The 20301-nt window shown below is 71.5% G+C and carries 18 protein-coding genes and 1 riboswitch; of the genes, 13 read left to right on the top strand and 5 right to left on the bottom strand.

All coding sequences use genetic code 11. From position 1 onward, the window contains the following. Window positions 1-190 precede the first annotated feature (190 nt). The 4 genes from H0E84_RS18670 (at window position 191) to H0E84_RS18655 (ending at window position 4376) form a co-directional block, all read left to right on the top strand. Complete coding sequence (locus H0E84_RS18670; protein WP_180680165.1) at window positions 191-952, top strand: SapC family protein; 762 nt, start codon at window positions 191-193, stop codon at window positions 950-952. Window positions 953-957: 5 nt separating this feature from the next. Next, window positions 958-1980 (top strand): cupin-like domain-containing protein, encoded by a 1023-nt coding sequence (locus tag H0E84_RS18665; protein ID WP_180680164.1) that lies wholly within the window; start codon window positions 958-960, stop codon window positions 1978-1980. Between the two features lie 154 nt (window positions 1981-2134). After that, window positions 2135-3652, top strand: coding sequence for a tryptophan halogenase family protein (locus H0E84_RS18660; RefSeq protein WP_180680163.1), 1518 nt, complete (start codon window positions 2135-2137; stop codon window positions 3650-3652). Between the two features lie 28 nt (window positions 3653-3680). Then, window positions 3681-4376, top strand: a complete 696-nt coding sequence (locus tag H0E84_RS18655) for a DUF6445 family protein (RefSeq protein WP_180680162.1) — start codon at window positions 3681-3683, stop codon at window positions 4374-4376. A 269-nt stretch (window positions 4377-4645) separates the two neighbouring features. Here H0E84_RS18655 and pyrF read toward each other — a convergent pair whose 3' ends face one another. Both pyrF and ettA read right to left on the bottom strand, forming a co-directional pair. Continuing rightward, the gene (gene pyrF, locus H0E84_RS18650; protein WP_180680161.1) at window positions 4646-5473 is read right to left on the bottom strand and encodes an orotidine-5'-phosphate decarboxylase; all 828 of its coding nucleotides are present in this window, start codon (window positions 5471-5473) and stop codon (window positions 4646-4648) included. A 175-nt stretch (window positions 5474-5648) separates the two neighbouring features. After that, window positions 5649-7313 (bottom strand): energy-dependent translational throttle protein EttA, encoded by a 1665-nt coding sequence (gene ettA / locus H0E84_RS18645; protein ID WP_180680160.1) that lies wholly within the window; start codon window positions 7311-7313, stop codon window positions 5649-5651. Window positions 7314-8208: 895 nt separating this feature from the next. Between ettA and glyA the strand changes: the two genes are divergently transcribed. From glyA to thiL, 9 genes are all read left to right on the top strand, one after another. Continuing rightward, window positions 8209-9462, top strand: coding sequence for a serine hydroxymethyltransferase (gene glyA, locus H0E84_RS18640; RefSeq protein ID WP_180680159.1), 1254 nt, complete (start codon window positions 8209-8211; stop codon window positions 9460-9462). Window positions 9463-9564: 102 nt separating this feature from the next. After that, complete coding sequence (nrdR, locus tag H0E84_RS18635) at window positions 9565-10101, top strand: transcriptional regulator NrdR (RefSeq protein ID WP_180680158.1); 537 nt, start codon at window positions 9565-9567, stop codon at window positions 10099-10101. A gap of 35 nt (window positions 10102-10136) precedes the next feature. Beyond that, the gene (gene ribD, locus H0E84_RS18630; protein ID WP_180680183.1) at window positions 10137-11201 is read left to right on the top strand and encodes a bifunctional diaminohydroxyphosphoribosylaminopyrimidine deaminase/5-amino-6-(5-phosphoribosylamino)uracil reductase RibD; all 1065 of its coding nucleotides are present in this window, start codon (window positions 10137-10139) and stop codon (window positions 11199-11201) included. A gap of 118 nt (window positions 11202-11319) precedes the next feature. Continuing rightward, entirely contained in the window at window positions 11320-12078 is a 759-nt protein-coding gene (locus H0E84_RS18625) for a class I SAM-dependent methyltransferase (protein WP_180680157.1), read from the top strand. Between the two features lie 191 nt (window positions 12079-12269). Beyond that, window positions 12270-12485: riboswitch (FMN riboswitch) on the top strand. Window positions 12486-12622: 137 nt separating this feature from the next. Then, complete coding sequence (locus tag H0E84_RS18620) at window positions 12623-13216, top strand: riboflavin synthase (protein ID WP_180680156.1); 594 nt, start codon at window positions 12623-12625, stop codon at window positions 13214-13216. 125 nt (window positions 13217-13341) lie between these two features. Next, window positions 13342-14448, top strand: coding sequence for a 3,4-dihydroxy-2-butanone-4-phosphate synthase (gene ribB, locus H0E84_RS18615; RefSeq protein ID WP_180680155.1), 1107 nt, complete (start codon window positions 13342-13344; stop codon window positions 14446-14448). Between the two features lie 185 nt (window positions 14449-14633). Then, window positions 14634-15101, top strand: a complete 468-nt coding sequence (gene ribH, locus H0E84_RS18610) for a 6,7-dimethyl-8-ribityllumazine synthase (RefSeq protein ID WP_180680154.1) — start codon at window positions 14634-14636, stop codon at window positions 15099-15101. Between the two features lie 16 nt (window positions 15102-15117). Then, the gene (gene nusB, locus H0E84_RS18605) at window positions 15118-15618 is read left to right on the top strand and encodes a transcription antitermination factor NusB (RefSeq protein ID WP_425600511.1); all 501 of its coding nucleotides are present in this window, start codon (window positions 15118-15120) and stop codon (window positions 15616-15618) included. A 49-nt stretch (window positions 15619-15667) separates the two neighbouring features. Beyond that, window positions 15668-16636, top strand: coding sequence for a thiamine-phosphate kinase (thiL, locus tag H0E84_RS18600; RefSeq protein ID WP_180680152.1), 969 nt, complete (start codon window positions 15668-15670; stop codon window positions 16634-16636). A 15-nt stretch (window positions 16637-16651) separates the two neighbouring features. Here thiL and H0E84_RS18595 read toward each other — a convergent pair whose 3' ends face one another. The 3 genes from H0E84_RS18595 to H0E84_RS18585 form a co-directional block, all read right to left on the bottom strand. After that, window positions 16652-18031: an FAD-binding oxidoreductase gene (locus tag H0E84_RS18595; protein ID WP_180680151.1), complete on the bottom strand. Its 1380-nt coding sequence runs from the start codon at window positions 18029-18031 to the stop codon at window positions 16652-16654. Between the two features lie 479 nt (window positions 18032-18510). Next, complete coding sequence (locus H0E84_RS18590; RefSeq protein WP_180680150.1) at window positions 18511-18903, bottom strand: YraN family protein; 393 nt, start codon at window positions 18901-18903, stop codon at window positions 18511-18513. Then, complete coding sequence (locus tag H0E84_RS18585) at window positions 18900-20291, bottom strand: penicillin-binding protein activator (RefSeq protein WP_425600509.1); 1392 nt, start codon at window positions 20289-20291, stop codon at window positions 18900-18902. Before H0E84_RS18585 ends, H0E84_RS18590 begins: the two co-directional genes overlap by 4 nt. Window positions 20292-20301 lie beyond the last annotated feature (10 nt).

Raw genomic sequence — 20301 nt, 5'->3', positions numbered from 1 at the left:
GGCGGCCCCGGCCGTCCTCCCCGGGATGTCGCCCTCCCCGGGATCCCGGCGGAGGACATTTCGGCCCGGCGGTGCCGGGGCGGGCAGCGCACAGCCGCGATCGCCTGCGTGGCCCGCCCGCGGCGCCGCCGCTTTCAAGGACGTGATCTGCGTGGCAGCATGCCCGCAAGTCCGCTCCGACGGAATCCAGATGGCGCGATACGAGCTGCTCAACAACGTGGCGCACAAGGACCTGCGCGTGATCACGCGCTTCGGCCGGGAGTTCGGCGACGAGATCGGCATGGTGCCGGCGTTCCCCACCGAGTACGCCGAGCTGCAGCGCGAGTATCCGATCTTCTTCCGCAAGGACCGCGAAGACGGCGGATACCAGTCGGTCGCCGTGCTCGGATTCGGCAGACAGGAAAACCTGTACCTCGGCGACGGACGCTGGAACGCGTCCTACCTGCCGGGCTACATCGCGAAAGGCCCGTTCCTGATCGGGTTCCAGGAGCGCTGGGAGGATAGCGAGCTGCGCCAGGAGCCGGTGATCCACGTCGACCTCGACCACCCGCGGGTCGGTTTCAAGGAGGGCGAACCGGTGTTCGAGCCGCAGGGCGGCCACAGCCCCTACCTGCAGCGCATCGCCACGGTGCTGCGCGGCATCCACGATGGGGTCGAAGGCGGCAAGGCGATGTTCGCGGCGTTCGAGGCGATGGGGCTGATCCAGCCGCTGAAGCTGGAGATCAAGCTCGACGGCGAGCAGAGCATCGACCTCACCGGGCTGTACGGCATCGACCGCCAGCGGCTTGCGGCGCTGGGCGCCGCAGAGCTGGAGGCGCTGCACCGGGCCGGCTTTCTCGAGGGCGCCTTCCTGGTGCTGGCGTCGACGCACAACATCCCGCGGTTGATCGCCGAGAAGCAGCGCCGCCTGCGCCTGCAGGCGCAGGCCGGAACGACCCCGGGGACGGCCTGAGCCTCATGTCCAACGTGACGGCCGACATCGACGAGCGCGCGGGCTGCCGGCCCGATGCACTGCCGCTCGACGAGCTGCTCGAAGGCGGCCGCCCGGTGGTGTTGCGCGGACTGGTGCGCGACTGGGAGCTGGTGAAGCAGGGGAGGGGCTCGGCCGAGGCGTCCGTCCGGTATCTGACGGGGTTCTACAACGGCCGCCCGGTGCAGTATTCGTACGGCGGACCCGAGGTGGCCGGGCGACCGTTCTACAACGACGATTTCACGGCCCTGGACTGCGAGGTGCGCCGCGGCGGACTGGACGCCCTGCTGGCCGAGATCCTCGCGCATCTCGACGACATCCATCCGCCCACGTACTACATGGCCTCGCTGCCGGTCGACGCCTGCCTGCCGGGGTTGCGCGGGCACAACGATCTCGATTTCGCCGCTCACGGCGTGCAGGCGCCGCCGAGCATCTGGATCGGCAATCGCACCACCGCGTCCTGCCATTACGACGCGCCGAACAACATCGCCTGCTGCTGCATCGGTCGGCGGAGATTCACGCTGTTCCCGTCGGACCAGATCGGCAACCTTTACCCCGGTCCGCTCGATCCGACCCCGGGCGGGCAGGCGATCAGTCTGGTCGATTTCGCCCAGCCAGATTTCGCGCGCCATCCGCGCTTCCGCGAAGCGCTGGCGGCGGGACGGTCCGCGCTGTTGGAGCCGGGCGATGCGATCTTCATTCCCAGCATGTGGTGGCACCAGGTCGAGGGTCTGGACGGATTCAACGTGCTGGTGAACTACTGGTGGAGCAGCATGCCGGCATACGTCCCGACGCCGATGCACGCGCTGTACCACGCGATCTGGACGATCCGCGACCGCCCGGAGCGCGAGAAGCAGGCCTGGCGCGAGGTGTTCGAGCACTACGTCTTCGGCCCCGCCGACCGCGCCGGCGCCCACCTGCCGGAACGTGCGCGCGGGGTGCTCGGTCCGGTCGACGAGGCGATGGCCAGGCAGCTGCGGGCGATGCTGATCGACAAGTTGAATCGATGAATAGCCGTGATTGGTGATTCGCGACCGGAAAAGGCGAAAAGGCCGTAGCCTTTCACGAATCACGAATCACGAATCACGAATCACGAATCACGAATCACGAATCACGAATCACGAATCACGAATCACGAATCACGAATCACGAAGGGGAACGCCATTGAGCGAGCAGAGGATACGCAAGGTCGTGATCGCCGGCGGCGGCACCGCGGGCTGGATCGCCGGCTGCGCGCTGTCGCACCAGTTCCGCGATCTGCTCGACATCACCCTGGTCGAATCGGAGCAGATCGGCACGGTCGGCGTCGGCGAATCGACGGTGCCGCCGATGGTCGCCTTCCACCGCCTGCTGCAGATCGACGAACAGGAGTTCCTGCGCGCGGTCGCCGGTACCTTCAAGCTGTCGATCTCGTTCGAGAACTGGCGCCGGCACGGGGAGCGCTACATCCATCCCTTCGGTATCACCGGCACCAGTACCCTGGTCTGTGCATTCCACCATTTCTGGCTCGAGAGTCTGCGCCGCGGCACGCATTCCGAGCTCGGCGACTATTGCCTGGAGACCGTGGCCTCGCGCGACGACCTGTTCGCGAAACTGGACAAGCCGCGGGTCAACTACGCTTATCACCTCGATGCGGCGCTGTACGCGCGCTTCCTGCGCCGCAGGGCAGAAACCCAGGGGCTCAAGCGCATCGAAGGCAAGATCCGCGAGGTCCGCCGGCATCCGGAAAGCGGTCACGTGCAGGCGCTGGCGCTGGAAGGCGGACAGGTGGTCGAGGGCGACCTGTTCATCGACTGCACCGGCTTCCGCGGCCTGCTGATCGAGCAGACCCTGGGCACCGGCTACGAGGACTGGCACCAGTGGCTGCCCTGCGATCGCGCCGTGGCGGTCCAGACCGAAGCGGTCGGGCCGCCGGTGCCCTATACGCGCGCGATCGCCCACCAGGCCGGCTGGCGCTGGCACATTCCGCTGCAGCACCGCGTTGGCTGTGGCCTGGTGTTCTCCAGCCGCCACATGTCCGACGACGAGGCCCGCGCCAAGCTGCTCGATGACGCCGGCGCGCCGCCGGTCCGCGACCCCTGGCTGGTGCCGTTCCGCAGCGGCCGGCGGCTGAAGACCTGGAACGGCAACGTCGTCGCGCTGGGCCTGGCCAGCGGCTTCATCGAGCCGCTGGAATCGACCAGCATCCACCTGGCGATCAGCGCCGTGGTGCGGCTGATCGAGCAGTTTCCGTTCGACGGCATCCCGCAGTCGCTGGTGGAGATCCACAACGACACCAGCCGCCGGGAAATGGAGCACGTGCGCGACTTCATCATCCTGCACTACCACGCCAACCAGCGCGACGAGCCGATGTGGAAGGCATGCCGGGAGATGGAGCTGCCGGAATCGCTGGCGATCCGGCTGGGAGCGTGGCGCGAGCGCGCGCATGCCTGGCAGGGCGGCGACGAGCTGTTCCGGGTCGATTCCTGGACCCACGTGATGCTGGGGCAGGGACTGGTGCCCGGCCAGCACCACCCGCTGGCGCGCGCGCTGTCCAATGCCGACTTGCGCAGGCTGCTGGACACGTTGCGCGGGCAGATCGGCGAGGCGGTCGCGCGGATGCCGGCGCAGCAGGGCTTCATCGACCGCTACTGCAAGGCGGACCCCGCAACGTGGCTGAACCGGGGCCCTGCCTCGACGTAGCCGGCGCGATCGGCCGGCGGGAACGCGCATGATCCTCAAGCCCCATCCCGAACTCCGCGTTCGCCGCTTCTCCATCGGCGAGGAGCGGGCGCCGTTGTTGGTGATCGACGATCTGGTCGCCGATCCCGGGCGCCTGGTGCGCAAGGCCATCGCCCGCCACTACGTCGCCCAGCAGTCGATGTTCCCCGGCATCCGCGCCCCGGCGCCGCTGTCGTACCAAGCCTTTCTGCAGGAGGTGCTGACGCCGCTGCTGCCGGCGTTCGGGCTGGCGTCGGGCAGCTTCGCCTTCCCGATGGCGCACTACTCGCTGGTCACCCGGCCGCCGCAGGAGCTGGCGTTCCTGCAGCGGATCCCGCACATCGATTCGGTCTCCGGCAGCGGGCTGGCGACGGTGCACTACCTGTTCCGCGGCGACTGGGGCGGAACCGCCTTCTACCGCCATCGCCGCACCGGTTTCGAATCGGTCGGCGAGGAACGACGCGAGGCGTACTTCCGCTGCCTGGACGAGGAAAGCCGCGGCGGCGAGGCGCCGTCCGACGGGTATATCAGCGGCGATACCGCCCTGTTCGAGCGGATCGGCCGCGTAGAAGGCGTGTACAACCGGCTGGTGGTGTACCGCCGCAACTCGCTGCATTCGGGCGATATCGACAACGACCGGGTGCCGCCGGCCGACCCGACGGCCGGGCGGCTGTCGATCAACACGTTCATCGACGTGTCGGCATGACGCGGGCCGGGACGGCGCGCGAGGACAATCCTGTAGGAGCGCGCCATGCGCGCGAAGGCCGGCGCCGTCAAGGATGCCTGAGATCGCCGCCCACCCGGACGGACGTTCCCGCGGTCTTCGGCCCTGGGCCGCTCCTGCAGGCAGCAGGGAACGCCGCCGACCCGCCTGAGCACCTGTCCGGATTGCCACCGACCCTTCCGGAGCCAGCCGCGGCGCTCGGTGGTCGACGAGGCTGCGCCGCGCTCCCCTGCGCGGAAGCAGCGGGCGAGTCACCTGTGGCGGTTGATTTCCTCGCGCAACGCCCCGGCCGCGGCCGCGGCCGCATCGGCGTAGTCGTCGCCGTCGGAGGCGTACGACACGGCGCGCGAACTGCTCACGATCAGGCCGGTGCCGTCGGCGCTCCTGGCGTTGCGCACCACCGCCGCGACATCGCCGCCCTGCGCACCGACGCCGGGCACCAGCAACGGCATGTCGCCGACGATCTCGCGCACCTGCTTCAGCTGCTCGGGCCAGGTCGCGCCGACCACCAGCGCGCAGTTGCGATTGCCGTTCCACTCGCGCGCGATGGTTTCGGCGACGTGCTGGTAGAGCGGGCGAGCGGCGTGGTCGCCGCCGGAGACGACGAGGTCCTGCAGATCGCCGGCGCCCGGGTTGGAGGTCCGGCACAGGATCACCACACCCTTGTCCGCGCGGTCCAGGAACGGCTGCAGCGAGTCTCGGCCCAGGTAGGGATTGGCGGTCACCGCATCGGCGCGGTAGCGGTCGAAGGCCTCGGCGGCGTAGTGCCGGGCGGTGCTGCCGATGTCGCCGCGCTTGGCGTCGAGAATCACCGGGACACCGGGGTGGCAGGTGTGGATGTGTGCGATCAGGCGGGCGAGGGCATCTTCGGCGCCGAGGGCGGCGAAGTGGGCGATCTGGGGCTTGAAGGCGCAGGCGTATTCGGCTGTGGCGTCGGCGATGTCCCGGCAGAAGGCGAACACGGCGTCCGGGTCGTCGCGAAACTTCCCCGGGAACCGGGCCGGTTCGGGATCGAGACCGACGCAGACTAGGGAATCGGCGTCGTGCCAGCGCTGCTGCAGGGCCTGCATGAAGTTCATCGTTCGCTCCGACAGCTCGCTGGGTCCGTCATCCCGGCGCAAGCCGGGATCGGGTGTTCGGCGCGCCGGCTCGTCTTGCCGGTGCTCGGTCCCGGACCGACCAGCCGTTCGGCTGTAGAAAGCCGCCGGGATGACGGGCCGGCAAAGCCGCGCGCTGGGCGCGCGGGCCGGTCCGTCACTTCAACGCCTTGAAGCGCAGGCGGTGCGGCTTGGCGCCTTCCTCGCCCAGGCGCCGCTTCTTGTCTTCCTCGTATTCGCGGTAGTTGCCCTGGAAGAACTCGACGTGGCTGTCGCCCTCGAAGGCGAGGATGTGGGTGGCGATGCGGTCCAGGAACCAGCGGTCGTGGCTGATCACGAAGACGTTGCCCGGGAACTCCAGCAGCGCGTCCTCCAGCGCCCGCAGGGTCTCGATGTCGAGGTCGTTGGACGGTTCGTCGAGCAGCAGCACGTTGCCGCCCTGCAGCAGGGTCTTGGCCAGATGCAGGCGGCCGCGTTCGCCGCCCGAGAGGTTGCCGACCAGCTTCTGCTGGTCCTGGCCCTTGAAGTTGAAGCGACCGATGTAGGCGCGCGACTGGATCTCGATGCCGTTGATGTTGAGGATGTCGGCGCCGCCGCTGACTTCCTGGAACACGTTGTGGTTGCCGGTCAGCGCTTCGCGGCTCTGGTCGACGTAGGCCAGCTTGACGGTCGGCCCGGTGGCGATCTCGCCTTGGTCCGGCTGCTCCTGGCCGATGATCATCCGGAACAGGGTGGACTTGCCGGCGCCGTTGGGGCCGATGATGCCGACGATGGCGCCGGGCGGAACGATGAAGCTGAGGTCGTCGATCAGCAGGCGGTCGCCGAACGACTTGGTCACGCCCTTGAACTCCATCACCGAGTTGCCCAGGCGCTCGCCCGGCGGGATGAAGATCTCGTTGGTCTCGTTGCGGCGCTGGTAGTCGACCGACTGCAGCTCCTCGATCCGCGCCAGGCGCGCCTTGCCCTTGGAGCGGCCGCCCTTGGCGTTGCTGCGCGCCCATTCCAGCTCGCGGGCGATCGCCTTCTGCCGCGCCTTCTCCTGCGATTCCTCGCGCTTGAGGCGGTCTTCCTTCTGCACCAGCCAGTCGCTGTAGTTGCCCTTCCACGGGATGCCGCGGCCGCGGTCGAGCTCGAGGATCCACTCGGCGGCGTTGTCGAGGAAGTAGCGGTCATGGGTGACGGCCACGACGGTGCCGGAATAGCGGGCCAGGAATTCCTCCAGCCATTCCACCGACTCGGCGTCGAGATGGTTGGTGGGTTCGTCGAGCAGCAGCATGTCGGGCTTGGACAGCAGCAGGCGGCACAGCGCGACGCGGCGCTTTTCGCCGCCGGAGAGCGGGCCGATCTTGGCGTCCCACGGCGGGATGCGCAGGGCGTCGGCGGCGACTTCGAGCTGCTGTTCGAGCAGGTGGGCGTCGCCGGAGGCGAGGATCGCTTCGAGGCGCTGCTGCTGGGCGGCGAGCTTGTCGAAGTCGGCGCCTTCTTCGGCGTAGGCGGCATACACCTTGTCCAGCTCGGCCTGGGCCTGGAGGATCTCGCCGACGCCTTCCTCGACGGCTTCGCGGACGGTCTTGTCGGGGTCGAGTTCGGGCTCCTGGGCCAGGTAGCCGACCTTGATGCCGGGCTGGGGGCGGGCCTCGCCGGAGAAGTCGGTGTCGACGCCGGCCATGATCCGCAGGACGGTGGACTTGCCGGCGCCGTTCAGGCCGAGCAGGCCGATCTTGGCGCCGGGGAAGAAGGACAGCGAGATGTCCTTGATGATCTGGCGCTTGGGCGGAACGGTCTTGGAGACGCCGTTCATGGTGTAGATGTACTGCGACATGGGGGCTCCGGTGCGACTTTGCCGCCGCGCGGCGGGGGCGCGCGCGGACGGAGGGTGTTCGGGGATCGGGCAATTATAGCGGGCGCGCGGTTTCCTGGCGCTGGGCGGGTGTGGGTGCGGTTTCTGCCATCGAGGGCGAGGTTGAAACCGGGTGGCGGGCGACAAACGACGAAAAGCGCCGCGGGGGCGGGCCGGGGGATCCGTGCCAAGTCGCTCCCCGATACTCGCTTGGTTGTCACGCATCCCCCGGCCCGCTGGGGACGATGCGGCGATCGGGCCGGAGAGCGTGGGTCGTGGGCAAGGCTCGCCGTGTCGGCTCCTGCTTTTCTGGAAGCGCCGGCGAATGCCGCTCCATCGGGTGGGGGTGGCGTCGCAACCAAGCGAGTATCGGGGAGCGACTTGCGGCGCCACCCCCGCCCGATGGCCCCGAGGTGCCTCGGGCCGCTCGTTCGGGCAGCTGTGGGCGGTGGTCGGTCGGGACTGCCGGGAATGCCGGGAATGCGCTGGGGGGCGGGCCGGGGGATCCGTGCCAAGTCGCTCCCCGATACTCGCTTGGTTGTCACGCATCCCCCGGCCCGCTGGGGACGGTGCGGCGATCGGGCCGAAAAGCGTGGGTCGTGGGCAAGGCTCGCCGCGTCGGCTCCTGCTTTTCCGGAAGCGCCGGCGAATGTCGCTCCATCGGGTGGGGGTGGCGTCGCAACCAAGCGAGTATCGGGGAGCGACTTGCGGCGCCACCCCCGCCCGATGGCCCCGAGGTGCCTCGGGCCGCTCGTTCGGGCAGCTGTGGGCGGTGGTCGGTCGGGACTGCCGGGAATGCGCTGGGGACGATGCGGCGATCGGGCCGGAGAGCGGTGGGGCGCTACAATACGGGGCCTGAAGGACGACTGGAGCGCCGATGTTCCCCCGTGATGCCCGCATCGAAGGTTACGACCCCGAACTGGCCGCGGCGATCGCCGACGAGCGGCGGCGCCAGGAGGATCACGTCGAGCTGATCGCCTCAGAGAACTATGCCAGCCCCCGCGTGCTCGAGGCCCAGGGCAGCGTGCTGACCAACAAGTACGCCGAGGGCTACCCCGGCAAGCGCTACTACGGCGGCTGCGAATACGTTGACGTCGCCGAGCGGCTGGCGCTGGAGCGGGTGAAGGAGCTGTTCGGGGCCGACTACGCCAACGTCCAGCCGCATTCCGGGTCCCAGGCCAACCAGGCCGTCTACTTCGCCCTGTTGCAGCCCGGCGATACGATCCTCGGCATGAGCCTGGCCCATGGCGGTCATCTGACCCACGGCGCCAAGGTGAATGCCTCCGGCAAGCTGTTCAACGCCGTCCAGTACGGAGTCGACGACGAGGGCCTGATCGACTACGACGCCGTCGAGCGCCTGGCCACGGAGCACCGGCCGAAGATGGTGGTCGCCGGGTTTTCCGCCTATTCGCGGGTGGTCGACTGGGCGCGGTTCCGCGCCATCGCCGACAAGATCGGCGCGATCCTGTTCGTCGACATGGCGCATGTCGCCGGCCTGGTGGCGGCGGGGGCGTATCCGAGCCCGCTGCCGCACGCCCATGTGGTCACCTCCACCACCCACAAGACCCTGCGCGGCCCGCGCGGCGGCATCATCCTGGCGAAGGGCGCGGACGCCGACGTCGAGAAAAAGCTGCAGTCGATCGTGTTTCCGGGCATTCAGGGCGGCCCGCTGATGCACGTCATCGCCGCCAAGGCGGTGGCCTTCAAGGAGGCGCTGGAGCCGGAGTTCAAGACCTATCAGGAACAGGTGGTCACGAATGCGCGGGCCATGGCGAAGACCATCGTCGAGCGCGGCTACCGCATCGTTTCGGGCGGCACCGACAACCATCTCATGCTGGTCGACATGATCGGCAAGGGCATCACCGGCAAGGACGCCGAGGCCGCCCTGGGCAAGGCCCACATCACGGTCAACAAGAACGCGGTGCCCAACGACCCGCAGAAGCCCTTCGTCACCTCCGGACTGCGCATCGGCACCCCGGCGGTGACCACCCGCGGCTACGGCGAACAGGACTGCATCGACCTGGCCGGCTGGATGTGCGACGTGCTCGACGCCCCCGCCGACGAGGCCGTCGTCGCCGCCGTCCGCGACAAGGTCACGGCTCAGTGCCGGAGGTTCCCGGTCTATGGTTGATACGAGAATCGGGAATCGGGAATGGAGAATCGCCGGCAGCGGTGGTTCCTCGCTCCGGCTCTTGCGATTCCCGATTCCCGATTCCCGACTCCCGGCCCGCTGATGCACTGCCCCTTCTGCCAGCACGTAGACACCCGCGTGATCGACTCGCGCGTTTCCGAGGACGGCGCCACGATCCGCCGCCGCCGCGAGTGCGAGGCCTGCGGCGAGCGCTTCAGCACGCTGGAGACGATCGAGCTGAAGCTGCCGGTGATCATCAAGGGCGACGGGCGCCGCGAGTCGTTCGACGCGCGCAAGCTGCGCCTGGGCTTCGACCGCGCGCTGCACAAGCGCCCGGTGTCGGAGGAGCAGATCGAGGCGGCGGTGCGCGCGGTCGTGCACCAGTTGCGCATGACCACCGAGCGCGAAATCTCCTCGCGCCGGGTCGGGGAGTTCGTGATCGCCGAGCTGCGCAAGCTCGACCACGTCGGCTTCGTGCGTTTCGCCTCGGTCTACCGCTCGTTCGAGGACGTGGCGGACTTTCGCGAGGAGCTCGACCGGCTCGAGCGCGAGCTGCCCGGGGAGGGCCAGCTGCCGCTGCTGACCGGCGAGGTGGTGCCGTTCGAGAAGAGCCCGGGCAAGGGCAGGAAGCGGCGGTGACGGCGACGCCGGAGTACAGCGCCGCCGACCACGCGATGATGGCGCGGGCCCTGCGCCTGGCGGCGCGCGGCACCTATACCACCCGGCCCAACCCGATGGTCGGATGCGTGCTGGTTCAGGGCGACGAAGTGGTGGGCGAGGGCTGGCACGTGCGCAAGGGCGGTCCTCACGCAGAGGTGGTGGCGCTGGAGGCGGCCGGCGCTCGAGCGCGCGGCGCGATCGCCTACGTGACCCTGGAGCCGTGCGCGCACACCGGCGCGACCGGGCCGTGCGCGGATGCCCTGGCGGCGGCCGGGGTGGGGCGGGTGGTCGCGGCGATGCGCGACCCGTTCCCGCAGGTGGACGGCAAGGGATTCGAAAGGCTGCGCGCCGCCGGGGTCGAGACCGCGTCCGGGCTGCTGGAGCCGCAGGCGCGCGAACTCAATGCCGGCTGGCTCTCGCGCATCGAGCGCGACCGGCCCTGGGTGCGGGTGAAGCTGGCCATGAGCCTGGACGGTCGCACTGCGCTGGCCAACGGCGATTCGAAATGGATCACCGGCGAGCCCGCGCGCCTGGACGGGCACCGCTGGCGCGCGCGCGCCGGGGCGATCGTCGCCGGCGCCGGCACCATCCTCGCCGACGATCCGCAGCTCACCGTGCGTTTGCCGGAGGACGTCGAGGTGCTGCCGCCGCTGCGCGTGGTGCTGGATCCGGGGCTCGCCACCGTGGCCCGCGGCCGGGTCCGCGAAGGCGAGGCGCCGACCCTGTACCTGCACGCGCCGGACGTGAAGCCGCCGCGCGGGATCGATGCGCAGCGCGCCGCGGTGCCGGCGAGCGGCGGCAATCTCGACCTGGGCGCGGTGCTGCGGCTGCTGGCCGAGCGCGAAATCAACGAAGTGCACGTGGAGACCGGCGCCACCCTGGCCGGAGCGTTCCTGTCCGCCGGTCTGGTGGACGAACTTCTGTTGTACGTCGCACCGGTGCTGCTGGGCGACCGCGCGCGGCCGCTGTTCGCCGGCCTCGGCATCGACGCCATGGCCCAGCGCCTGCAGCTGCAGGTCTTCGAGACCCGTGCGGTGGGCGGCGACCTGCGCCTGCGCCTGCGGCCCCAGCAGCGGTAGCGGTAGCATCGCGCGCCTGCCGCGCCTGCCGCGCCTGCCGCGCCTGCCGTGACGGACGACCGTCGTCGCCAGCGGACGTTCCGGACAGAATGCCGCGTGGGCGGCGCCGGGAGGACGCATGAACAGCCGGACCGGGTTTCACGATCACTTCTCCGCGGTGGCCGAGGCCTATGCACAGGCGCGGCCGGAGTATCCGGAGGCGCTGTTCGACTGGATCGCCGCCGCGGCGCCGTCGCACGGCTGCGCGTGGGAGGCCGGCTGTGGCAGCGGCCAGGCCAGCCGCGCGCTGGCGGCGCGCTTCGACGCCGTGCACGCCACCGATCCCAGCGCCGCGCAGATCGCCAGGGCGCACGGCCCCGGGAACGTCCGCTTCGCGGTCGAGCCGGGGGAGCGCTGTAGCCTGGCGGACGCCGGCGTGGACGCGGTTTGCGTGGCGCAGGCGCTGCACTGGTTCGACCGCAGCGCGTTCTTCGCCGAATGCGCACGGGTGCTGCGGCCGGGCGGGGTCCTGATCGCCTGGGGCTACCAGGACATCGAGACCGACCCTGTGATCCGCGCCGCGGTCGAGGCCTTTCGCGAGGACATCGCCGCCTGCTGGCCGCCCGAGCGCGCGCTGGTCGACAGCGCCTACGCCGATTTCGACTGGCCGTTCGCAGCGCTCCGGCTCCCGGCGTTCGCCATGACAGCGGACTGGCCGCTGGCGCGGCTGCTGGGCTATTTCGGCAGTTTTTCGGCGACCAAGCGTTTTCGCGACCAACACGGCATGGACCCGGTGGCCCACCACGCGCCGGCGATCGCCGCCGCCTGGGGCGATCCGGAGGGCAGCAGGCGGCTGCGCTGGCCCCTGTTCGTCCACGCCCGCCGCAAGCCTTGGTAGGAGCGCGCCATGCGCGCGAAAACCGACGCGGTCGGCCGCCGTCGGGAATCACCGCCCATCCGGCCGTTCGCAGGAGCAGCAGGCGCTAGCGCTGAACCCGGCACTCGAATGGAACGCGGTGTCCCTGCCCGGCAGCAGCCGCGGCGTTGTAGAATCCCCGCGCCGGCTCGCCGGCGATCCAGCTCACAATCAGACGTCTTCAGGGCGGGGTGGAACTCCCCACCGGCGGTAGGCGTGGCGCTTCTGCGAAGCCGCCGCGCGAGCCCGCGAGCGCTTGCGGCGGTTCCTCGGGGGCGTCGCAAGGCCAGCAGATCCGGTCCGATGCCGGAGCCGACGGTCCGGGAATCGATGCGCGGCGCGCCATGCCGGGCATCCGTTCCCCACAGTCCGGATGAAAGAAGACGGCATGCGCGGCTGCGGCTGCGCGCATGTCCCCGCGCCCGGGACGTTTTTCGCTTCCACTGCGGGAAACGCACATGTCCCAACCGTTCCGCTCCGTTCCGATCACCGTCCATCGCGGCCGCGCCGCGCGGGGGGCGCGCTGATGTTCACCGGCATCATCGAAGGCGTCGGCCGGCTGGCGGCGCGCGATCCGCGCGGGGGCGACGTGCGCCTGACCGTGGCGGTCGGCAGCCTGCCGTTCGCCGACGTGCGCGCCGGCGAGAGCATCGCGGTCAACGGCGTGTGCCTGACCGTGGTGGCGTTCGATGCGGAGACCTTCCAGGCCGACGCTTCCAACGAGACCCTGTCGCTGACCACGCTCGGCGCGCTGCCCGACGGCGCGGCACTCAACCTCGAGCGCGCCATGCGCCCCGACGATCGGCTCGGCGGCCATCTGGTCAGCGGGCATGTGGACGGCGTGGGCCGGGTCGAGGCGATCGTGCCCGACGCGCGCGCGCAGCGCTGGCGATTCGCCGCGCCGGCGGAGGTGCTGCGCTACGTGGCGAAGAAGGGCTCGATCTGCGTCGACGGGGTGAGCCTGACCGTCAATGCCGTGGATGGGGGCGGTTTCGAGGTCGCGCTGATCCCGCACACGGTCGCCAACACGGCGTTCTCGGCCACGGCCGTCGGCGACCGGGTGAACCTGGAAGTCGACCTGGTGGCCCGCTACGTCGAAAGGCTGCTGCCCGCGACCTGAGCAACCCGCACCACGGCCCGCACGGCCCGCGCCGCGGCGACACGCCGGATCCCGGCTTGCGCCGGGCGACGGCGTCGGACCCAACACCAATCACCAATCACCAATCACCAGCCCAGAGCCAGCCCATGCCGTTCTCCCCGATTCCCGAACTGCTCGATGAAATCCGCGCCGGCCGCATGGTGGTCATCGTCGACGACGAGGATCGCGAGAACGAGGGCGACCTGATCATGGCCGCCGAGCTGGTGCGCCCCTCCGACATCAATTTCATGGTCACCCATGCGCGCGGGCTGGTGTGCCTGTCGCTGACCCGCGAGCGCTGCGCGCAGCTGGGGTTGCCGCCAATGGTGCGCGACAACACCTCCGCGCACGGCACCAACTTCACCGTCAGCATCGAGGCCGCCGAGGGCGTGTCCACCGGCATCTCGGCTTACGACCGCGCCCATACCATCCGCACCGCGGTGCGTCCGGACGCGCGGCCGCGCGATCTGTCGCAGCCGGGGCACATCTTCCCGCTGCAGGCGCATCCCGGGGGCGTGCTCAGCCGCGCCGGGCACACCGAGGCGGCCAGCGATCTGGCGCTGCTGGCGGGCCTGGAGCCGGCCGGCGTGCTCGTCGAGATCCTCAACGCCGACGGCAGCATGGCGCGGCGCCCGCAGCTGGAGGTGTTCGCGCGCGAGCACGGACTGAAGATCGGCTCGATCGAGGACCTGATCCGCCATCGCCTGGAAACCGAGCACACCATCGAGCGCATCGACGAGCGCGGCATCGATACCGCGCACGGACGCTTCCGCCTGCTGACCTACCGCGACCGGCTCAGTCACGGGCTGCATTTCGCCCTGGTGCAGGGCGCGCCCGACGCCGCGCAGCCCGCCCTGGTGCGGGTGCAGCCGATGAATCCGCTGGCCGACGCGCTGCATTGGCGCCGCGACGACTTCGGGCCTGCGACGGGCGAGGTGCTGGCGCGGATCGCACGCGCGCCTGCCGGGGCGCTGGTGCTGCTCGAGGACGCTTCCGGCCCCGACGCGCTGCTGGCGCGGGTCCGCCAGGCCCCGGACGAAGGCAGCGCCGCGCCCACGCGCGCCGGCGCCCTGGCCGAGTGGCGCCGCAACGGCGCGGGCAGCCAGATCCTGGCCGATCTCGGCTGCGGCCGCCTGCGCGTGCTCGGCACCCCGCGCAAGCAGGTCGGGCTGGCCGGGTTCGGGCTGGAGGTGGTGGAGTACGTGGAACTCTAGCCGGAAGCCGGGAGCCGCCCGGCTGCGGCACACCGCCGCGACGGCGGCCATGCAGCGACGCGCGCCGGCGCGGCCCGGGCGCGCTGCGGGCCCGGGTGGCGCGCCGCTCCGGATCACGTCCGCCGCGACCCATGCACTAGGACCCATGCACTAAACTGTCCCACCGTTTCGAGGTCCCGCCCGCAATGACCCACTACGAAGGCGATCTGCGCGCCGCGGAAGACACGCGCTTCGCCATCATCGCCAGCCGCTGGAACCCGCGCATCAGCGACACCCTGGTCGCCGGCGCGCGCAAGGCCTTCGCCGACAACGGCGTGGGCGAGGACGCCGTGGACGTGATCCGCGTACCCGGCGCCTGGGAGATCCCGGTCGCGGCGGCGCGGCTGGCTGCCGCCGGCCGCCATGGCGCGATCGTCGCCCTGGGCTGCGTGGTGCGCGGCGATACCCGGCACTACGAGCAGGTCGCCGATGGCTGCTCGGACGGTCTGATGCGGGTGGCGCTGGACTCGGGCGTCCCCGTGGCCAACGGGGTACTCGCGGTCGATCGGGCCGAGGATGCAGAACGCCGTGCCGGCGGCAGCCACGGCAACAAGGGCGAGGAGGCCGCGCTGGTGGCGATCGAGATGGCCGAGCTGATGGGGAAGCTGAAGTGACGTGCCCGCCAGCCGGATGCGGGCACCGGGCGGCGGCGCGCTGCGGGTTCCCGGCATGAGCCGGCCGCAGCGCGGCGGCATCGACCCGGTGCAGCGCACGCGCGCGCGCCGGCGTGCGCTGCAGGCGGTCTATGCCTGGCAACTGTCGGGCGGTGCCGCCGGCGACATCGTCGCCCAGTTCGCCCACGAGCAGGCGCACGAGGTCGCCGACCTGGAGTATTTCGAGGACCTGGTGCGTGGCGTCCTGGCACGCCGCGCCGATCTCGATACTGCGCTGCAGCCGTTCCTCGACCGCAGCATCGAGGAGGTCGACCAGATCGAGCGCGCCATGCTGCGCATCGCCGCCTACGAACTGCAGCACCGGCTGGACGTGCCCTACCGCGTGGTCATCGACGAGGCGTTGAAGACGGTCAAGCGCTTCGGCTCCGAGCACGGCCATACCTACGTCAACGGCGTGCTCGACCGCGCCTGCGGGGAATGGCGCGCGGTCGAGAAGCGGGGGACCGGGGAGGCGTGACGACCGGGGCGAGAGCCCCGTCGCCCCAGCCTCGCCGTCGCGCCGCCGCATGGAGTTCGAGTTGATCGCCAGGGTCCGTGCGCGCGCCGCGCTGCGAGCCGACGTCGAACTCGGCATCGGCGACGACGCGGCGATCGTGCGCGTCCCGGACGGCATGCGCCTGGTGGTGGCCACCGACACGCTCAACGTCGGCGTGCATTTCCCGGAAGGCACCGCGCCGGCCGACATCGGCTGGAAGGCGCTGGCGGTGAACCTCTCGGACCTGGCGGCAATGGCCGCGGATCCGGCCTGGTGCACGCTGTCGCTGTCCCTGCCGCGGGCGGATGCGGCCTGGCTCGATGGCTTCCTCGACGGCTTCCTGGAACTGGCCGCGCGCCATGGCGTGGTCCTGGTCGGCGGCGACACCACCCGCGGACCGCTGTCGATCTGCGTGACCGCGCTCGGCCTGGTCGCGCCGGAGCGCGAGCTGCGCCGCGGCCGCGCCGCGGTGGGCGACGAGGTCTGGGTGACGGGCACCCTCGGCGACGCGGCGGCGGCGCTAAAACTCGCGGGCGGCGACGGATCCATGGCCGCGGCCGATCCGGGGCAGGCGCGGCGGTTGCGCGACCGGCTGGACCGGCCCGAGCCGCGGGTCGCGGTGGCGCGCGCGCTGGCCGGCATCGCCAGCGCCTGCATCGACGTCTCCGACGGCCTGCTCGCCGACCTCGGCCACGTTTGCAGCGCCAGCGGCGTCGGCGCGGAGGTCGTGCTGGAGGCGCTGCCGGCCTCCCCGGCGCTCGCGGCGCTGCTCCCGGCGCGGGCGCGCCGCGCCGTGCAGGCCTGCGGCGGCGACGACTACGAGCTGTGTTTCACCGCGCCGGTGCAGCGGCGGGACGAGGTCGCGCGTATCGCCGCCGGTTGCGGCGTCGCCGTCACCCGCATCGGCGCGGTGGTCGCCGGCGAACGGGTGCGGGCGCTGGACGCGCAGGGCGCCGAGTGGACCCCGGAGCGCTCCGGCCACGATCACTTCGCCGGCTGATCCGGCAGCCCGCGCTCACGCCTCCGGCAGCACCTTGCCGGGGTTGAGGATGCCGTCGGGATCCAGCGCCGCCTTCACCGCGCGCATCGCCGCCAGGGTCGGCGCATCGAAGGCGTCGCGCATGAACCCGCGCTTGGCCGTGCCGATGCCGTGCTCGCCCGACAGCGTGCCGCCCAGCGACAGGGCGAGCGCGAACAGCCGCGGCAGTGCGGCGTGGGCGCGCGCATCCTGTCCGGCATCGGCCGGGTCGTAGAGGATGTTGGCATGCAGGTTGCCGTTGCCGGCGTGGCCGAAGGCGATGATGGGAAGGTCGAACTCGCGCGCCAGCGCCTGGATGCCGTCGACCAGGGCCGGGATCCGCGACACCGGCACCACCACGTCCTCGTTGAGCTTGGCCGGCGCGATCGCGCGCTGCGCATGCGAGAGCGCCTTGCGCGCCGCCCACAGGCGCGCGCCCGCGGCATCGTCTGCCGCGCGTTCGATCGCGCGCAGGCCCGCGCCGCGCGCCGCGCGCTCCAGCGCATCGAGCGCATGGGGCAGGGTGGCGGCATCGCCGTCCGCCTCGATCAGCAGCAGGGCGCCGGCCTCGGCGATCTCCGCGCCGCCGACCTCGCGCGCCAGGCGGATGCAGGCGGCGTCCATGAACTCCAGCATCGACGGCGCCGCCGGCTGCGCCATGATCCGCGCCACCGCCGCGGCCGCGGCCGCCGCGTCGTCGTAGAGGGCGCGCAGGCTGGCGCGCGCTTCGGGCAGCGGCGCCAGCTTCAGGGTCGCCTCGACGATCAGCGCCAGGGTGCCTTCGCTGCCGACGATCAGGTGGGTGAGGTCGTAGCCGGTGGCGTCCTTGGTGGTGGCGCCGCCGACAGTGACGATGTCGCCGGTGCCGGTGACCGCCGCCAGGCCGAGCACGTTGTCGCGGCTGGCGCCGTATTTCACCGTGCGCGGACCGCCGGCGTTGCAGGCGAGGTTGCCGCCGACGGTGCAGTCGTCGGCGCTGGCCGGATCGGGCGGCCAGAACAGGCCGTGCGCTGCGAGTGCGTGCTGCAGGGCGCCGTTGCGTACGCCGGGTTCGACGATTGCGATCCGGTCGTCGGTGCGGATGTCGAGAATGCGGTCCATGCGCGCGAACGACACCGCTACCGCGCCGCCGGCCAGCGCGGCGCCGGTGCTGCTGGTACCGCCCCCGCGGGCGACCAGCGGTACGCGGTGGCGGCGGCAGGCGCGCACCAGCGCGCCGACCTGGGCGCGATCGGCCGGTGTGGCCACGCCGAGCGGCGCAGCGCGGTGTCGCGAGCCGTCGCCGCCGTGCGCCGCCAGGATCGCTGCGTCGCTGCGCCAGCCCTCGCCGAGCAGTTCGGCCAGTTCCGTTTCGAGCGCGGCGGGGAGGGAGGGCATCGCGGGATTGTACGGGGGCCTGGCCTGTGCCCTATCCCGCACACGCGCGAAGGTGCTCACAGCGCTCCCGCTTCTGCCAGGCACTTGCTTGTTTCGATTCTTCTCCACACCGAGGGAAAAGGGGTTTGGCCGCTGGTCGTCCCTTGTGGGAGCGACGGAAATCGCGACGAGCGCAATTGATATACCGCCACGCTGCCAAGTGGCTTCGCGGGCGGGCCGGCACGGCGCCCCGGTACGGGACACGCCGTGAATCCATCCATGGCGTCGACGGTCCCGCACCGGGACGTCGCGCCGGCCCTGGACACTGCGCGGGATTTTCGAAGAAGGCGTCGGTTCCCTGCGGCAGCGAGGTCCCGCACGCCGAACCGGACCGCATAGCGTCATTGGCCTTCGGCGGTGGCTCGGCCGTGGATATCCGAGCGAGCCGGGAACCCACACTCCAAATCAAGGTGACGCGCGTTTTCGAGCGAGCGGATGGGCTACAGGTCGTCGAGGCGGAACGCGTCGCGGATCCAGTGCAGCCGCGGCGCGGCCGGGTCGCCGTCGGCCTCGACCACGTCGAAGCGGCAGGGCGCGTCGGCGAGCGCGCGTTGGCCGAGCAGGAACGCCTGCGCGGCGCGCGCGAGCCGTCGGCGCTTGGCGACCGTCACCGACACCGCGCCTCCGCCGAAGCCGGACGACCGCCGGTAGCGCACCTCGACGAACACGACGGTGCCGGGGTCGGCGCCGCCCGCATCCGGTTCGAGCATGACCAGGTCGAGCTCGCCGCAGCGGAAGTTCGCATTGGCGGCGATTTCGCGCAGCCCGGCCCGCAGCAGGTGGTCGCGCGCCGCGCGCTCGACGCCGTCGCCGCGCGCGCGGGTCGAGCTCACCCGCCGGTTCCGCCCAGCGGCACCACGTGTCCCCCGCTGAAGGTGGCCCAGGCCGGCGTGCGCAGCACGTTGCCGAAGCCGTCGATGCGCAGGGTGCCGGTGGCGCCGCGCAGTTCGGCGTTCGCATCGCCCACCAGGCGTTCCATGAAGGCGGTGATCATCCAGGCGTCGTAGCCGAACGCGAACAACCGCGCCGCCGGGCCGCGGGCGGTGGGAAGACCGGCCGCCACGCTCGAGGCCATCGGCAGGCCGGGCACTCCGGTCGCGATCCAGCGCTCCGTCGGGAACACGATGCCGTCCAGCGCCACGTCGTCCTCGCTGCTGCCGCTGCCGTAGAGCTGCGAGGTGCCGACGCGCGGGCGGGTGGCGTAGCCCGCGGCGGCCAGCTGCGGCGCGATCGCACGCGCCTGCGCACCGCGCAGGCCGAGGAACACCGCCTCGGCGCCGTCCTGCTTCAGCATGGCGTTGCGCAGCGCCTCGGTCATGTCCGGCGGGGTCTCGCCGGTGACCACCAGCATGTCGCTGACCGTGCCGCCGCCGGCCTCGAACTGGCGCCGGAACGCGTCGACGCTGCGCCGGGCGTTGTCGTCGGCGCCGTTGAGCACCAGCACGCGGCGCACGTTGCGCGCCAGCAGGTAATCGGCGGCGGCGATGCCGTCGTCCTCGGGCGCCATGGCGAAGCTGAAGCTGCCGGTCGGCGCCTCGTCGCCGGCGCGGTTGAGCGCCAGCACCGGGACCCGCAGCAGTGCCGGATTCTGCAGCACCGCGGCCACCTCGTCGCGGCCGAGCGGCCCCAGCACGTAGTCGGCGCCCTCGCCGATCGCGCGCTGGTAGGCGGCGTTGGCGCCGGCGGGAGTGCCGGTGGTGTCGTAGAACTGCACCTCGGGGCGTTGCCGCCGCTCGCCGTAGTACCCCGCCAGCAGGCCGTCGCGGACCGGCGCGGCCGCGGTGGCCAGATTGCCCGACAGGGGCAGCAGTACCGCCAGCCGCAGCGGCGGACGGTAGCCGTCGCGGTCGGCCGCCGGCCGGTTGCCGGCGTGCGCGTTCCACAGCGCGGTCAGGTCGAACGGGCGCGGCAACGGCAGGTTGCGGGCCAGCAGGGCGCGCCCGGCGAATCCGTACAGGGGGTCGCCCTGGGGCAGGGCGGCGGCGCCCTGCGCCAGGGCCTGGTCGTCGACGGTCGCCAGCAGGCGCTCGATTTCGCGGGCGCCATCGGCCCGCGCCTGGCCGCTCAGCCCCGCCTGCTCGCGCGCCAGCGCCGCCGCCGCGGCGAGCGCGGGGTCCGAGGGCATGGCGCTCGCGGCGGGGCCGCTGACCTGCACCGAGGCGCAGCCGGCCAGCAGCAGCGCTGCCAGCAGCAGAAGGATCCGGGAAGGCGATGGCCGCATGGCTGACAGT

Origin of the sequence: Luteimonas salinisoli (genome assembly GCF_013425525.1) — a bacterium.
Lineage (GTDB): Bacteria > Pseudomonadota > Gammaproteobacteria > Xanthomonadales > Xanthomonadaceae > Luteimonas > Luteimonas salinisoli.
This window is presented reverse-complemented; position numbering and strand designations above follow the sequence as displayed.

Bases quoted from the DNA above. Each gene is read 5' to 3' on its own strand.
- H0E84_RS18655 (WP_180680162.1), top strand. From the start codon at position 3,681: ATGATCCTCAAGCCCCATCCCGAACTCCGCGTTCGCCGCTTCTCCATC.
- ettA (WP_180680160.1), bottom strand. From the start codon at position 7,313: ATGTCGCAGTACATCTACACCATGAACGGCGTCTCCAAGACCGTTCCG.
- nusB (WP_425600511.1), top strand. From the start codon at position 15,118: ATGCGGGCACCGGGCGGCGGCGCGCTGCGGGTTCCCGGCATGAGCCGG.
- H0E84_RS18585 (WP_425600509.1), bottom strand. From the start codon at position 20,291: ATGCGGCCATCGCCTTCCCGGATCCTTCTGCTGCTGGCAGCGCTGCTG.
- ribD (WP_180680183.1), top strand. From the start codon at position 10,137: ATGATGGCGCGGGCCCTGCGCCTGGCGGCGCGCGGCACCTATACCACC.
- ribB (WP_180680155.1), top strand. From the start codon at position 13,342: ATGCCGTTCTCCCCGATTCCCGAACTGCTCGATGAAATCCGCGCCGGC.
- H0E84_RS18625 (WP_180680157.1), top strand. From the start codon at position 11,320: ATGAACAGCCGGACCGGGTTTCACGATCACTTCTCCGCGGTGGCCGAG.
- H0E84_RS18595 (WP_180680151.1), bottom strand. From the start codon at position 18,031: ATGCCCTCCCTCCCCGCCGCGCTCGAAACGGAACTGGCCGAACTGCTC.
- H0E84_RS18665 (WP_180680164.1), top strand. From the start codon at position 958: ATGTCCAACGTGACGGCCGACATCGACGAGCGCGCGGGCTGCCGGCCC.
- H0E84_RS18670 (WP_180680165.1), top strand. From the start codon at position 191: ATGGCGCGATACGAGCTGCTCAACAACGTGGCGCACAAGGACCTGCGC.
- H0E84_RS18620 (WP_180680156.1), top strand. From the start codon at position 12,623: ATGTTCACCGGCATCATCGAAGGCGTCGGCCGGCTGGCGGCGCGCGAT.
- ribH (WP_180680154.1), top strand. From the start codon at position 14,634: ATGACCCACTACGAAGGCGATCTGCGCGCCGCGGAAGACACGCGCTTC.
- thiL (WP_180680152.1), top strand. From the start codon at position 15,668: ATGGAGTTCGAGTTGATCGCCAGGGTCCGTGCGCGCGCCGCGCTGCGA.
- glyA (WP_180680159.1), top strand. From the start codon at position 8,209: ATGTTCCCCCGTGATGCCCGCATCGAAGGTTACGACCCCGAACTGGCC.
- nrdR (WP_180680158.1), top strand. From the start codon at position 9,565: ATGCACTGCCCCTTCTGCCAGCACGTAGACACCCGCGTGATCGACTCG.
- pyrF (WP_180680161.1), bottom strand. From the start codon at position 5,473: ATGAACTTCATGCAGGCCCTGCAGCAGCGCTGGCACGACGCCGATTCC.